We start from the raw sequence: 13,341 nt of genomic DNA, 5'->3' as shown, positions 1-13,341 counted from the left end.
GCGATGACACGTTTTGCCACCCTGTCAAAACATGCATTTCGCTCTGGGGGCCGGGGTATCCTTCCCCGGTGAGATCCCCTCGTCCGTACTCTCCCCAGGCCGGCCCCGGAGCCCAGTCGCTGAACGAGCGCCGCAAGGCGGCCACCCAGCTCGACATCGCCCGCGCCGCCTGCGAACTCTTCGCCGAGCACGGCCCCGACGGCACCACCGCCGAGGACATCGCCCACCGCGCGGGCGTGGCGCTGCGCACGTTCTACCGCTACTTCCGCAACAAGCAGGAGGCCGTCGCCCCCCTGCTCGCGGGCGGCGGCGACGCCTGGCGCGCCCTGCTCGCCGAGGAGGACCCCGGCACCCCGCTGACCGAGGCCCTGGAGCGCGCCGTCACCCGCTCCCTCACGGACCCCCAGGCCCTCGAGGAGGGCTTGGGGGTCACCCGCGGCCTGCTGCGCGCCGCCACGACCGACGAGGCCCTGCGGGCCGTCTGGTACCGGGTCAACCAGGACTCCGAGGAGCGCCTGGTCCCGGTCGTCGCCCGGCTCGCCGGCCCGGACGCCGAACCCCTCGCCGTCCGCCTCCTCGCGGCGGCGGCCACGGACGCGATCCGCATCTCCCTGGAGCTGTGGTCCACCACGGACACCCCGCCCTCGGGCCCCGGCTCCCCCGCGGAACTCGCGGTCCGCTGCCTGCGCGACCTCACGGGCGCGATGCCGCTGATGCGCTGAGCGCGCCCATCACGGTGGGGCCGCCCCACGCAGAAGCCCCGCCCCCCTCTCGATGAAGGGGGCGGGGCTTCGTTCGATCAGTGCGTCAGCACGACCGCGGCACGGCTTAGAGGTCGAAGTAGAGCTCGAACTCGTGCGGGTGCGGGCGCAGCGCGATCGGGGCGATCTCGTGGGTGCGCTTGTAGTCGATCCAGGTCTCGATCAGGTCGGGGGTGAAGACACCGCCGGCCAGGAGGTACTCGTGGTCCTCCTCCAGGGCCTTGAGGACGCCCTCAAGGCTGGTCGGGACCTGCGGGACGCTCGCGTGCTCGTCCGGGGAGAGCTCGTAGAGGTCCTTGTCGATCGGCTCCATCGGCTCGATCTTGTTCTTGATGCCGTCGAGGCCGGCCAGCAGGAGGGCCGAGAACGCCAGGTACGGGTTCGAGGACGGGTCCGGGGCGCGGAACTCGACGCGCTTGGCCTTCGGGTTCGAGCCCGTGATCGGGATGCGCATCGCGGCGGAGCGGTTGCGCTGCGAGTACACCATGTTGACCGGCGCCTCGAAGCCCGGGACCAGGCGGTGGTACGAGTTCACCGTCGGGTTGGTGAAGGCCAGCAGCGACGGGGCGTGCTTGAGGATGCCGCCGATGTAGTAGCGCGCCATGTCCGACAGACCCGCGTAGCCGGCCTCGTCGTAGAACAGCGGGTCGCCGTTCGCCCACAGCGACTGGTGCACGTGCATGCCCGAGCCGTTGTCACCGAAGATCGGCTTCGGCATGAAGGTCGCGGTCTTGCCGTTCTTCCACGCGACGTTCTTCACGATGTACTTGAAGAGCATCAGGTCGTCGGCCGCGGCGAGCAGCGTGTTGAACTTGTAGTTGATCTCGGCCTGGCCACCGGTGCCGACCTCGTGGTGCTGACGCTCGACCTGGAGGCCCTGGGCGTCCAGCTCGAGGGAGATCTCGGCGCGCAGGTCGGCGAAGTGGTCGACCGGGGCTACGGGGAAGTAACCACCCTTGTAGCGGACCTTGTAACCACGGTTGTTCTCCTCGGAACCGGTGTTCCAGGCGCCGGCCTCGGAGTCGATGTGGTAGAAGCTCTCGTTCGCGGTGGTCGCGAAGCGCACGCTGTCGAACACGTAGAACTCGGCCTCGGGGCCGAAGAACGCGGTGTCGGCGATGCCGGTCGAGGCCAGGTACGCCTCGGCCTTCTTCGCGACGTTGCGCGGGTCACGGCTGTAGGCCTCGCCCGTGATCGGGTCGTGGATGAAGAAGTTGATGTTGAGCGTCTTGTCCTTGCGGAACGGGTCCAGGCGCGCGGTGGTGATGTCGGCACGCAGCGCCATGTCGGACTCGTGGATCGCCTGGAAGCCGCGGATCGAGGAGCCGTCGAACGCCAGCTCCTCGTTCGGGTCGAAGACGCGCCCCGGGATGGTGAAGTGCTGCATCACACCAGGCAGGTCGCAGAAGCGGACGTCTACGAACTTGACGTCGTTGTCCTGGATGTACTGCGTCACTTCGTCGGCGTTCTTGAACATCCAACTCCTCCTACTCCCGACCCCGGGGCAGGGCGGGCTTTATAGCTAGTGGTGCGTCAGTGCGGTGCCGCACGCTGACCCGACCATAAGCAGACGGGGTTTCTCAAGCATGACCCATTTGTTTCGCACAAGTTAACCAGGGTCCCGCCGGAACGGCGCCGAGCGGCACGGGTACCGTGTTCGGGTGGACAAGAGGCAAGCAATCGGATCCTGGCTCTCCGGCCCCCGCGAGGCCGCCGAGGAGATGGGTGCCGACTTCGGGTACCCCGGCAAACAGCTCGGCCTGCCGCAGCAGGGGCCCGGCTCGGTGGCCCGTTTCGGCCGCCGGCTCGGCGCCGTGGCCATCGACTGGCTGGGCTGCCAGCTGATCGCGTACGGCCTGATCACGGGCCGTGACTGGAACGGTTCGGGGAACTGGACGCTGGCGGTCTTCGTCGCCCTGGTGATCCTGACGGTCGGCACCGTGGGCTTCACCCCCGGGAAGCGGATGCTGGGCCTCCGGGTCGTTTCGCAGGACGGCGGCCGGCTCGGCTTCGGCCGCGTGGTGCTGCGCACCGCCCTGCTCGCCCTGCTGATCCCGGCCCTCGTCTGGGACCGCGACGGCCGCGGACTGCACGACCGCCTCAGCCGCGCCGTACAGGTCAGGATCTGAGACGAAGGAACGAACACACAGAGGGGCGCCCCGGGCCATCGGCCCGGGGCGCCCCTCTGTGTCGCACGTGTCGTATACGAAAAGCGGATCAGCGCATCTTTCCGCCGCGCGGCATGCGCATCCCCTTGGGCATCGGGCCCTTCGGGATCGGCATGTTGCTCAGCAAGTCGCCCATGGCCCGCAGTTTGTCGTTGACCTGGGTGATCTGGGGCCCGGAGAGCACGCGGGGCAGCTTCATCAGGGTCGTACGGACCTTCTTGAGCGGCACCTCGCCCTCGCCCTTGCCCACGATGAAGTCGTGGACCGGGATGTCGGGCATGATCCGGGCCAGCTTCTTCTTCTCGTTCGCGAGCATCGGCTTCACCCGGTTCGGGTTGCCCTCGGCGATCAGGACCACGCCGGCCTTGCCCACGGCACGGTGGACGATGTCCTGCTGCTTGCTCATCGCGACGGCGGGGGTGGTGGTCCAGCCCCGACCCACGTTGTCCAGTACGGCCGCGGCCGCGCCCGGCTGTCCCTCCATCTGTCCGAAGGCGGCCGTCTCGGCTCGCCGTCCGAAGATGATCGCCATCGCCAGGAACGCCACCAGGAAGCCCAGGATGCCCAGGTAGACCGGGTGGTCGATCAGGAAGCCGATCGCAAGAAAGACACCAAAGGTGACGATTCCCACGCCCGCGACGATCAGACCGACCTTCGGGTCGGCCTTGCGCGTCATCTTGTACGTCAGGGCGATCTGCTTCAGTCGCCCGGGGTTCGCAGCAGTCTCTGCGTTTGACTTCCTCGCCATGCAGCGAAGTTTACGTGGCCTTCTCGGTCCGGGTCGCCGCGGCCTCGAGTACGTGCTCGGTTTCGACCCGGTCCTGGGCCCTGCGGCGGTCTTCGAGGACGGCCGTCCAGGCGTTGCGGCGGGCGCCGCTCATGAGCAGCGACTCCAGGCCGCGGACGGCGTCGGTGAAGGACGGGATGGCGATGGCGCGTACGGGCGCGGCCTGCATGGTGTCGACCCTTTCACGGAGCTCACGTCGGGGGTTGCCAAGCGTGTGTGCGGTGCGTCGAACAATCGTCACTGACTGGTGTTACCAGGGCATGACCGACTGGTCAAACAGTGATGAAACCTTGATGCGGCCCACCAGGACTCTTACTGGAAAGAGCCTAGGGGCCGCATCAATGCGGTGTTACCCGTAAGTAAGACTTTGTGCGCGAGTTCACATACCTCCCGCACCACGCGTCACTCCGCGCGCGTTCAGACCGTCGCGCGCTTCTCCATCGCCTGCTGGTAGAGGCGGCCGGCACGGTACGAGGACCGGACCAGCGGACCGGACATGACTCCGGAGAAGCCGATCTCCTCGGCCTCCTGCGCCAGCTCCACGAACTCGGCCGGCTTGACCCAGCGCTCGACGGGGTGGTGGCGCGGCGAGGGCCGCAGGTACTGCGTGATGGTGATGAGCTCGCAGCCCGCCTCGTGGAGGTCCTTCAGCGCCTGACTGACCTCTTCGCGCTCCTCGCCCATGCCCAGGATCAGGTTGGACTTGGTGACGAGGCCGTAGGCGCGGGCCCGGGTGATGACGTCCATCGAGCGCTCGTAGCGGAAGCCGGGGCGGATCCGCTTGAAGATGCGGGGCACCGTCTCGATGTTGTGGGCGAAGACCTCGGGGCGGGAGGCGAAGACCTCTTCCAGCAGCTCCGGGACCGCGTTGAAGTCCGGGGCGAGCAGCTCGACCTTGGTGTGACCGCTCTCGCGGCCCGCCGTCTGCTGGTGGATCTGGCGCACGGTCTCCGCGTAGAGCCAGGCTCCGCCGTCCGCCAGGTCGTCGCGCGCGACGCCCGTGATGGTGGCGTAGTTCAGGTCCATGGTGACGACGGACTCGCCGACGCGGCGGGGCTCGTCGCGGTCCAGCGCCTCGGGCTTGCCCGTGTCGATCTGGCAGAAGTCACAGCGCCGGGTGCACTGGTCGCCACCGATGAGGAAGGTGGCCTCGCGGTCCTCCCAGCATTCGTAAATGTTCGGACATCCGGCCTCCTGGCACACCGTGTGCAGTCCTTCGCCCTTCACCAGGGCCTGCATCTTGGTGTACTCGGGACCCATCTTGGCCCGCGTCTTGATCCACTCGGGCTTGCGCTCGATGGGCGTCTGGGCGTTACGGACCTCTAGGCGCAGCATCTTGCGTCCGTCGGGTGCGACTGCGGACACGACCGGCTCCCTGTGACTTCGATTCTTCGGCGCCCACCAGGGTACGCCCGTAATTTCATACGCTCTTACGTCGGCCAACCTGCGGGCGGCCCGACCCATTCCCGCGCGAACTAGCCCGCGACGGGCTCTATCTCCCTGGGCTTCGGCTCCGCCTGCTCCAGCACGTCCTTCAGGTGCCGTTCGATCACCGGCAGCACCTCGGCGATGGTGATCTCGCGGCCCAGCTCGTACGAGAGCGAGGTCACACCGGCGTCGCGGATCCCGCAGGGGACGATCCGGTCGAACCAGGTGTTGTCGGGGTTCACGTTGATCGCGAAGCCGTGCATCGTGACGCCCTTGGCGACCCTGATGCCGATGGCGGCGAGCTTGCGGTCCTCGCGGCGCTGGCCGGCGTTGGACGGGGCGTACTCGGGGCCGTTCAGCCGGGGGTCGAACTCCTCGTCGTGCAGCCTCGGGTCGAAGTCCAGCGAGAGCCCGCCGATCTTCGGGCGCTCCTCCACCGGGTCGCCGAGCACCCAGACCCCGCTGCGCCCCTCGACGCGGGTGGTCTCCAGGCCGAACTCGGCGGCCGTGCGGATCAGCGCGTCCTCCAGGCGGCGGACGTGGGCGACCACGTCCACGGGGCGGGGCAGCTTCATGATCGGGTAGCCGACCAGCTGGCCCGGGCCGTGCCAGGTGATCTTGCCGCCGCGGTCCACGTCCACGACGGGCGTGCCGTCGAGGGGGCGCTCGTTCTCGGCGGTGCGCCGGCCGGCCGTGTAGACCGGAAGGTGCTCCAGCAGCAGGCAGGTGTCCTCGATCTCGTCCGCGAAGCGGGCCGCGTGCACCCGGCGCTGCTCTTCCCAGGCCACCGTGTACTCGACGGCTTCCGGGCCGAAGCCCATGCGGACAAACCCAAGCTCAGCCACCGCGGCGCCTCCTCGTTGAACCTGCCGACGAACTTGCTGTGTGCACCTATCGCACCAGGCAAGGGTACGGCGGCCCCCGCGCGCCCCGTCAGGCGCCCGTCCCGGACACCGCCCAGAGACCTGGATCCGGGGGTCCCGGGAGCTGTTTCGGCCGCCTGCGGCCCTTCGGCGGCCGGTCCGGGTCCTCATCCGCCCGGGGCAGCCGGCGGTGGCCTTCGGAGTGGTCGTTCACCCAGCCGCAGACCCCGCACGCGTAGCGCCCGTCGAGCCCCGCGATGTAGGTCCCGCACCGCCGGCACTCCGCCTCGGTCAGCTCGGGCGCGGCCAGCTCGGGCACGTACGGCGGGGCCGTGGAGGACTCTGCGTGGCTGCCGTCGCCGTCGGGGCGCTCGCAGCTGCCGGGGGGAGGTTCCCCGGTGGGCCGGCGGGTCATGGGGCGCAGCGTACGCGGGTGGAGGGGGTCGGTCCGTAAAGAGACCCACCGGTTCTGCACACGATCGGATGAATGTGGGACAGAGAGGGCGGTACGGGCGAGGTTCGCCGCTACATTCACGCCGTTCACAGGGCCGGGACTCCGGTCCGTCACGTCAGGAGACCGTGGAGCCGATGACGGAACGACCTGCCCAGCGTGTCCCCAACCGGCAGCTCTCGGCACTGATCGCCGAGGCCGGGTTCTCCAACGCCGGGCTCGCCCGCCGTGTCGACCAGCTCGGTCTGGAGCACGGTCTGGATCTGCGGTACGACAAGACCTCCGTGACCCGCTGGCTACGCGGGCAGCAGCCGCGCGGCACCACCCCGGCCCTGATCGCGGAGGTGTTCACCCGGCGCCTGGGGCGGCGATTGTCCGCCCAGGACCTGGGCCTGGACGCGTGCGCCCCGGTGTACGCGGGGCTGGAGTTCGCGGCCACCCCCGAGGAGGCCGTCGACATCGCGAGCGGGCTGTGGCGCAAGGACTCCGGTTCGCACGCCGAGCTGCGCAAGATCGCCTTCACCCCGGCCGGGCTGGTGGTGCCCAGCCGCGACTGGCTGATCGGGCGCGCCGACGAGCGGGTCGGCCGGGGCGCGGAGCAGGCGGCCTCGCGGGTGCCTGAGCAGAGCCGTCCCGAATTGGGCCGTCCCGAGCCGGGCCGTCCCGAGCTGGGCCGCCCCCTGCCCGGCCGGGCCTCGGTGCCCCGGCAGCGGCAGATCGACCGCGGTCCCGGGCAGCGGGTGACGGGCGGTGACATCGCGGCGCTCAGATCGGTGGGCGAGCTGTTCCGCACCCTGGACCACGCCTACGGGGGCGGCCATGCCCGCCAGGCCCTGGTGCGGTACCTGGAGCACGAGGCCGAGCCGATGCTGCGCGGCACCTACGGGGAGACCACCGGGCGCCGGCTGTTCTCCGCCGCCGCCGATCTGACCCGGCTCGCGGGCTGGACCTCGTACGACATCGCCGCGCACGGGCTCGCCCAGCGGTACTTCGTCCAGGCGCTGCGGCTGGCCCAGGCCGCCGGGGACCGGCCGTACGGGGCGTACGTGCTGATCACGATGAGCCGGCAGGCGGTCTACCTCGGCCACGGCCGGGAGGCGGTGCAGTTGGCCCGGGTGGCCCAGCAGGGCGTCGGCTCCGGGCCGCCGCCGGTGGTGCAGGCGCTGCTGCACTCGGCGGAGGCGCGGGGGCACGCGGTGCTCGGGGAGGTCCGGGCGTCGACGGCCTCGCTGGTGCGGGCCGAGCGGGCGCTGGGAGCGGCCCGGCCGGGGGACGACGTACCGCACTGGGCGCGGGACTACGACGAGGCGCAGCTCGCGGACGAGTTCGGGCACTGCCACCGGGACCTCCAGCAGTACCGGGCCTCGGCGCAGCACGCCGAGCGGTCCCTGCAGCTGCGGGCGCCCTCGTACGCGCGCTCGCGGCTGTTCTGCCGGGTGGTGCTGGCCACGGCGCGGCTGGGGCTGGGCGAGCTGGACCAGGCGTGCGCGCTGGGCGCGGAGGCGGCGCAGCAGGCGATGGAGATGCGGTCGGTGCGGGCGGTGGAGTACGTACGGGACTTCGAGCGGCGGCTGGAGCCGTACCGGGACGCGTCTGCGGTGCGGGGGTACCGGGACCGGGTGGCCGCCTTGTCGTGACCCTGCGGGTCGGCTGCGGTGTCGGCCCCCGGGCCCGGTGGGGGGCCGCGCCGTGGTGCCCCTGCGGGTCCGCTCCCGGGGCTCCGCCCCGGACCCCGCGCCTCAAACGCCGACGGGGCTGATGTTGGCTGCGGGTGTTCCCAGCCGGGTTGATGTTGCCCTGCGGGCAACCACCCCCGAGGTGGGTGGTTGCCCGCAGGGCGGCGCTGTCCTGCCGGTCCGGGTGGGTGGTTGGCTCAGGCCGCCACCGGGAGGGCGGTTTTCCGGGTGGCCGGGACCGGGATGCCGAAGTCGCGCAGGAGCGCGGCCGCGGCGCGGCGGGCCGAGCGCAGGGCTCCCTCGACGGTGTTGGTGTCCCGGTGGTCGCCGCACACGTAGAGGCCGGCCAGGACCCGGACGGTGCGCCGGGTGTCCTGCGGCGGTGGCATGGCGGGGACGGCCTCCGGGGTGTGGTGGACGGCCAGCAGCTCCCAGTCCCGGGTCGCGGTCTCGTAGAGCCGGGCCAGGCGCGAGGCGACCGTCCGGGTGGGCGGCGGCGGGCCGAGCACGGTGGTGGTGACGAGGCTGCGGCCGGCGGGGGCGCGCGTCGGGTCGACCGCGCTCATCACCGCGGTGTGGGCGACGGGCCAGTCCGGGTCCCCGTCCAGGAGCAGCGAGCCGTCCCAGGCGAGCGGGGTGGTGGTGGCGTGGTGCATCACGGTCACCTGGTGGAAGGCGGGCACGCGCAGGCCCGGGAGCAGTTCGGCGGCGGCCCGGGCGCCGGTGGCCAGGACCGCCGAGCGACAGCTGAAGTCGCCGTGTCCCTCGGTGGTGACCAGGTTGGTGGCGAGGGAGCGGACCCGGACCCCGGTCCGTACGGTGCCGGGCGGCAGCGCGGCGGCGAGCAGTCCGGGCAGGGTGGCGGCGCCGCCCTCGGGTACGGCGAGGCGGCCGCGCGCGAAGGTGCGCAGGGCCAGGTCCGCGACGCGGCTGGAGGTGGTGAGTGCGGGGTCGCGCAGGAGCGCGGCGAGGAGCGGGCGCAGCGTCGTACCGAGGCTCCTGGAGCTCAGGGCGGCGTGCGCGGTGCGCTCGGGGCGGGCCAGGAGGCGTTCCTCGGGCAGTGCGGCGAGGCGGGCGAGCGCCGCGCCGACCCTGGCCTGGTCGAGGGAGCCGCTGGTCAGGGCGCGGGCGGGGGTAAGGGCGCCGGCGCGCAGCGTTCTGCCGTCGCTGTGGACGAGGGCGCCGGGCGCGAAGGGCTTGAGGACCAGGCCTTCGAGGCCCGGGGTACGGGCCGGTTCGGCGTAGGCGGTGTTGAGGAGCTGGCCGATCCGGTCGAGCCGGAAGCCGTCGACGGTCTCGGTGGCCATCCGGCCGCCCGGATCGTCGGCGCCCTCCAGGACGATGACCGTGACTCCGGCCGCGATGAGGTGGTGCGCTGCCGCGAGTCCGGAGACTCCGGCTCCTACGATGACCACGTCCGCATGGTGTGCGTGTGCGCTGTTGAGCACGTGCCCCTCCCCGAGGTCGGCCCGGCTGTGTGGGGAACCTCCTTCCCCCAACGCGGTCCGGCGGAACCCGAGTTGCACGTGCCTTTACGGGTAATGCGGTCAACTCCGGTCGCACGGCGGTCGCATTCGGCTCACGAACGGTCGCGCGCGTGCGCCGGGGCGCTCCCCCGGAGCCCCGGGGCTTTCAGGCCCGGAGCGCCGGGCCGTTTCAGGCCTCCAGCGCGGCCCTGATCGACTCCTCGATCCCCGGGTACCGGAAGACGAACCCGGACTCCAGCAGCCGCGCGGGACGCACCCGCTGACTGCCCAGCACGTCCTGGGCGAACTCCCCGAGCACCACGCGCATGACCGGCGCGGGCACGGCGAACACCGCCGGGCGGTGCAGGACCCGGCCCATCGCGGCGGTGACCTCGCGGTTGGTCAGGGGCTCGGGGGCGGTCAGGTTCACCGGCCCGGTCAGGGCGGAGGTGTCGATGATGTGGCGCAGGGCGGCGATCTCGTCGTGCATCGAGATGTGCGACCAGTACTGTCGGCCGTTGCCCAGGCGGCCGCCGATGCCGGCCTTGAAGATCGGGAACAGCTTCCCCCAGGCCCCGCCTTCGGCGGCGACGACCAGTCCCGTACGGGCGAACACGGTCCGGACCCCGGCGTCCCGGGCGGGCGCGGCGGCCGCCTCCCACTGCACGCAGACCTCCGGGAGGAACCCTTCCCCGGCCGGGGAATCCTCGTCGACCGTCCGGTCTCCCGTGTCCCCGTAGTACCCGATGGCGGATCCGCAGACGAGCGTCGCGGGCGGCTCGTCCATGGCGGCGACGGCAAAGGCGATGGCGGCCGTGCCCTTGACCCGGCTGTCGCGGATCTCCCGCTTGTAGGCGGCCGTCCAGCGGTGGTCTCCGACTCCGGCCCCGGCGAGGTGCACTACGGCCCCGCAGCCGGCGAGCCCGGCCGGGTCCACGTACCCGCGCGCGGGGTCCCACCGCGCCTCGCCGGGCCCGGCCGGCTCCCGCCGCACGAACCGGACGACCTCGTGTCCGTCGGCCTTCAGTGACCGCCCGAGGGCGCTGCCGATGAGCCCAGTGGCCCCCGTGACTGCGATACGCATGGCCCCATCTTGGCAGCGCCCCCGCACCGACGGCCCCGGCGACCCGGGCCGCACGCTTTCCCGGCCGCCCTGTCGCCGGCCGCACGGTCCAGGGCCGCGCACTTCCGCTCCCGGGCCGGGGCCGCGGGCCGCACGGTCCCGGGCGCGCGTACCTCCAGACCGCGCGCTCCCGGGCCGGGGCCGCCGGGCCGCACCGTCACGGGACGCGCACCGCCGGGCCCGCGCGGGCGAGCCCCGAAGGCCGTGCCGTCGGCCCGTCCGGTGGGTGAACACCGGGTCCGGGCGGAGCCCGGGGAACGGAGGAAGGGCGGGTAGGGGACCCCTGATCTTCGCGGCGGGGGCTCCCCCGGCCGCAGGTGGCTCGGCCGCGGGCCGGAGGCGTCGGCAGCGGGCCCGGGCGGCCTGCGGCAGGCCCGGGCAGCGGCGGCAGGCCCCTCGGACGACTGGCCCGTCAGGCGGCGGACGCCTCAGGTGGCGGGCGCGCCGCAGGTCGTGGCCGGCGGTGCCGGTGGCAGGCCCGCCCGGCGGCAGGCAGGACCGGCGGCAGGCGGGACCGGCGGGCGGGCGGGACCGGCGGGCGGGACCGTCAGGCGGCCGGGCCCGTCGGGCCCCGGGCCCGTCAGGCCGCAGGAGCGTACCGGCGCCCGAGCCGCGGGCGGACCGTCAGGGGGCCCGGCCGTCAGGTGGCGGTGCCCAGCCAGGTGCCCACCGCGTAGGTCACCGCCATGGCCAGGGCTCCGCCGGCGACGTTGCGCAGGATCGCCCGGGCCGCCGGCGCCCCGCCCAGCCGTGCGCTGAGCACCCCGCACAGGGTCAGGGACAGCAGGACCGCGACCACGGTCACCGGGACCCGCCAGGACGCCCCCGGCAGCACGATCGCCAGCAGCGGCAGCAGCGCCCCGACCGTGAACGCCACCAGGCTCGCCGCCGCCGCGTGCCAGGGGTTGGCCAGCTCGTCGGGGTTGATCCCGAGCTCCACCCGCGCGTGCGCCCGCAGCGCATCCCGTTCCGTCAGCTGCTCCGCCGCCTCCCGGGCCACCGACTCGCTCAGTCCCCTGCCGACCAGCAGCCCCGTCAGTTCCTCCAGCTCCTCCTGCGGCGACTCCTCCAGCTCGCGCCGCTCCAGGTCCAGCGCCGCCTTCTCCGAGTCCCGCTGGGAGCTGACCGACACGTACTCCCCCGCCGCCATCGACAGCGCGCCCGCCAGCAGCCCGGCGACGCCAGCCGCCAGGATCGCCGTGCGCGAGGTCGTGGCCCCGGCGACGCCGACGACCAGGCCCGCCGTGGAGATGATCCCGTCGTTCGCGCCGAGCACCCCCGCGCGCAGCCAGTTCAGCCGGGTACTGATCGCCGCGCTCTGCCCCGCCGCACCATCCGCTTCCGTCACGCCACCACTGTGGCGGCCCCAGCCCTACGGAGCCACCCGGCGTGCGCGCCTTCGGTGCCGGGATCAGGGTGGAGGGGTGAGACGCCGACGCGAGGAGCCGGGCTGGCTGCGCGGGGCGCCGCCGCCGCGCTGGGCCCGCCTCGCGCCCGCGGTGGCCCTCGTCGTGCTGGTGTTCGTCCAGCGCATCACCCCGGGCGACGTCGAGCTGGGCTACTTCCTGGCCGGACTCCCCCCGGTCGCCGCCTTCGCCTACGGGGCCGCCGGGACGGCCGTCTTCGCCGCGGTGGTGCTGGTCCTCATCGGCCTGCCCACGCTCGGGATCGCCCATGCCCGGGGCTCCGACCTCGCGACCGTCGCCGTGATCGGCCTGCTCAGCGTGGTGGTCGCCTGGGTCCGAAAACGCCGCGACGCCCAGCTGGTGAGCGTGCGCACCGTCGCGGAGGCGGCGCAGCTCGCGGTCCTGCCGCCCGTCCCCGAACGGGTCGGCGCGGTCGGCTGCGCGGGCCTCTACCGGGCGGCCCAGCAGGGCACCCTGGTCGGCGGCGACCTGTACGACGTACGGGTCGGGCCCTACGGCGTGCGCGCGCTGGTCGGCGACGTCCAGGGCCACGGCCTGGCCGCCGTCGGCACCGTGGCCTCGCTGCTCGGCGCCTTCCGGGAGGGGGTCCTGGACGACGCGGAGCTCACGACGGTGGCGGCCCGGCTGGACCGGCGGCTGCTCGCGGACTCGGCGGCCGAGTCGGTGGCGCACGCGGAGCTCTTCGCGACGGCGGTGCTGCTGGAGTTCCCGCCCGGGCTGGACCTCGTACGGATCGTGTCGTGCGGGCATCCCCCGCCCCTGCTGCTACGGGGTTTCACGGTCTCGGAAGTCGAGGTGGACCCGGGGCCTCCGCTGGGCCTGGGCCTGGCCGGCCCCACCCCGGCCGTGCCGGCCGAGCTCCGGGTGCTGCCCGGGGACCGGCTGGTGATGTACACGGACGGGGTGACGGAGGCCCGTGACGCGGCGGGCAACTTCTACCCGCTGGCCGCGCGCGTGCCCGCACTGGCGACGGATCCGGCGGGCCTGGCCTCGGCGGTGTGGCGGGACTTGCGGTCCTTCAGCGGGGGCGGGCCGCGCGACGACGTGGCCCTGCTGGTGCTGTCCCTGTCACCGGAGCCGGAGGGGGCGACGGGTGAGGTCCCCGGGGCCCGGTGACCACGCAGTACTGATCACGTGACCAAACGATGACCATCGCCCATTTGGGTCAATTTCCGTGTTTTGCTCGGGTTT

13 protein-coding genes are annotated in these 13,341 nt (G+C 72.8%); 4 read left to right on the top strand and 9 right to left on the bottom strand.

What is annotated here, in order from left to right; translation table 11 throughout:
- Positions 1-68 precede the first annotated feature (68 nt).
- On the top strand, positions 69-722 hold the full coding sequence (locus OHA37_RS28090; protein WP_266909351.1) for a TetR/AcrR family transcriptional regulator: 654 nt from the start codon (positions 69-71) through the stop codon (positions 720-722).
- Between the two features lie 106 nt (positions 723-828).
- On the opposite strand, the gene glnA is transcribed toward OHA37_RS28090, so the two are convergent.
- Positions 829-2,238, bottom strand: a complete 1,410-nt coding sequence (glnA, locus tag OHA37_RS28085) for a type I glutamate--ammonia ligase (RefSeq protein ID WP_266909350.1) — start codon at positions 2,236-2,238, stop codon at positions 829-831.
- Positions 2,239-2,422: 184 nt separating this feature from the next.
- Between glnA and OHA37_RS28080 the strand changes: the two genes are divergently transcribed.
- Positions 2,423-2,890 carry an RDD family protein gene (locus OHA37_RS28080; protein ID WP_266909349.1) on the top strand — a complete coding sequence of 156 codons (468 nt, stop codon included), beginning with the start codon at positions 2,423-2,425 and terminating at the stop codon, positions 2,888-2,890.
- Positions 2,891-2,978: 88 nt separating this feature from the next.
- Here OHA37_RS28080 and OHA37_RS28075 read toward each other — a convergent pair whose 3' ends face one another.
- The 5 genes from OHA37_RS28075 to OHA37_RS28055 form a co-directional block, all read right to left on the bottom strand.
- Positions 2,979-3,677, bottom strand: coding sequence for a DUF4191 domain-containing protein (locus OHA37_RS28075; RefSeq protein ID WP_250743562.1), 699 nt, complete (start codon positions 3,675-3,677; stop codon positions 2,979-2,981).
- A gap of 10 nt (positions 3,678-3,687) precedes the next feature.
- Positions 3,688-3,885 (bottom strand): SCO2195 family GlnR-regulated protein, encoded by a 198-nt coding sequence (locus OHA37_RS28070; RefSeq protein ID WP_266909348.1) that lies wholly within the window; start codon positions 3,883-3,885, stop codon positions 3,688-3,690.
- Between the two features lie 248 nt (positions 3,886-4,133).
- Complete coding sequence (gene lipA, locus OHA37_RS28065; protein WP_254383412.1) at positions 4,134-5,081, bottom strand: lipoyl synthase; 948 nt, start codon at positions 5,079-5,081, stop codon at positions 4,134-4,136.
- 110 nt (positions 5,082-5,191) lie between these two features.
- The gene (gene lipB, locus OHA37_RS28060) at positions 5,192-5,989 is read right to left on the bottom strand and encodes a lipoyl(octanoyl) transferase LipB (protein WP_266909347.1); all 798 of its coding nucleotides are present in this window, start codon (positions 5,987-5,989) and stop codon (positions 5,192-5,194) included.
- An 88-nt stretch (positions 5,990-6,077) separates the two neighbouring features.
- Entirely contained in the window at positions 6,078-6,422 is a 345-nt protein-coding gene (locus OHA37_RS28055) for a hypothetical protein (RefSeq protein WP_266909346.1), read from the bottom strand.
- A gap of 173 nt (positions 6,423-6,595) precedes the next feature.
- On the opposite strand from OHA37_RS28055, the gene OHA37_RS28050 reads away from it, so the two are divergent.
- Positions 6,596-8,095: a regulator gene (locus OHA37_RS28050; RefSeq protein WP_266909345.1), complete on the top strand. Its 1,500-nt coding sequence runs from the start codon at positions 6,596-6,598 to the stop codon at positions 8,093-8,095.
- 236 nt (positions 8,096-8,331) lie between these two features.
- Here the strand turns inward: OHA37_RS28050 and OHA37_RS28045 are convergent, their stop codons facing one another.
- The 3 genes from OHA37_RS28045 to OHA37_RS28035 form a co-directional block, all read right to left on the bottom strand.
- Positions 8,332-9,582 carry an FAD-dependent oxidoreductase gene (locus OHA37_RS28045; protein WP_266909344.1) on the bottom strand — a complete coding sequence of 417 codons (1,251 nt, stop codon included), beginning with the start codon at positions 9,580-9,582 and terminating at the stop codon, positions 8,332-8,334.
- 208 nt (positions 9,583-9,790) lie between these two features.
- A complete protein-coding gene (locus OHA37_RS28040) occupies positions 9,791-10,684 on the bottom strand; it encodes a TIGR01777 family oxidoreductase (RefSeq protein ID WP_266909343.1) in 894 nt (297 codons plus the stop codon).
- Positions 10,685-11,363: 679 nt separating this feature from the next.
- Entirely contained in the window at positions 11,364-12,071 is a 708-nt protein-coding gene (locus OHA37_RS28035) for a VIT1/CCC1 transporter family protein (RefSeq protein WP_266909342.1), read from the bottom strand.
- A gap of 76 nt (positions 12,072-12,147) precedes the next feature.
- Between OHA37_RS28035 and OHA37_RS28030 the strand changes: the two genes are divergently transcribed.
- Positions 12,148-13,266: a PP2C family protein-serine/threonine phosphatase gene (locus OHA37_RS28030; protein ID WP_266909341.1), complete on the top strand. Its 1,119-nt coding sequence runs from the start codon at positions 12,148-12,150 to the stop codon at positions 13,264-13,266.
- The last annotated feature ends 75 nt before the right edge of the window (positions 13,267-13,341 follow it).

Origin of the sequence: Streptomyces sp. NBC_00335, from assembly GCF_036127095.1 — a bacterium.
Taxonomy (GTDB): domain Bacteria; phylum Actinomycetota; class Actinomycetes; order Streptomycetales; family Streptomycetaceae; genus Streptomyces.
The sequence above is the reverse complement of the archived record's forward strand: the minus strand, read 5'-3'. Positions and strand labels throughout refer to the sequence as shown.

Excerpts from the sequence above, each read along its gene's own strand:
- OHA37_RS28050 (WP_266909345.1), top strand. The coding sequence starts at position 6,596 with ATGACGGAACGACCTGCCCAGCGTGTCCCCAACCGGCAGCTCTCGGCA.
- OHA37_RS28055 (WP_266909346.1), bottom strand. The coding sequence starts at position 6,422 with ATGACCCGCCGGCCCACCGGGGAACCTCCCCCCGGCAGCTGCGAGCGC.
- OHA37_RS28040 (WP_266909343.1), bottom strand. The coding sequence starts at position 10,684 with ATGCGTATCGCAGTCACGGGGGCCACTGGGCTCATCGGCAGCGCCCTC.
- glnA (WP_266909350.1), bottom strand. The coding sequence starts at position 2,238 with ATGTTCAAGAACGCCGACGAAGTGACGCAGTACATCCAGGACAACGAC.
- OHA37_RS28070 (WP_266909348.1), bottom strand. The coding sequence starts at position 3,885 with ATGCAGGCCGCGCCCGTACGCGCCATCGCCATCCCGTCCTTCACCGAC.
- OHA37_RS28075 (WP_250743562.1), bottom strand. The coding sequence starts at position 3,677 with ATGGCGAGGAAGTCAAACGCAGAGACTGCTGCGAACCCCGGGCGACTG.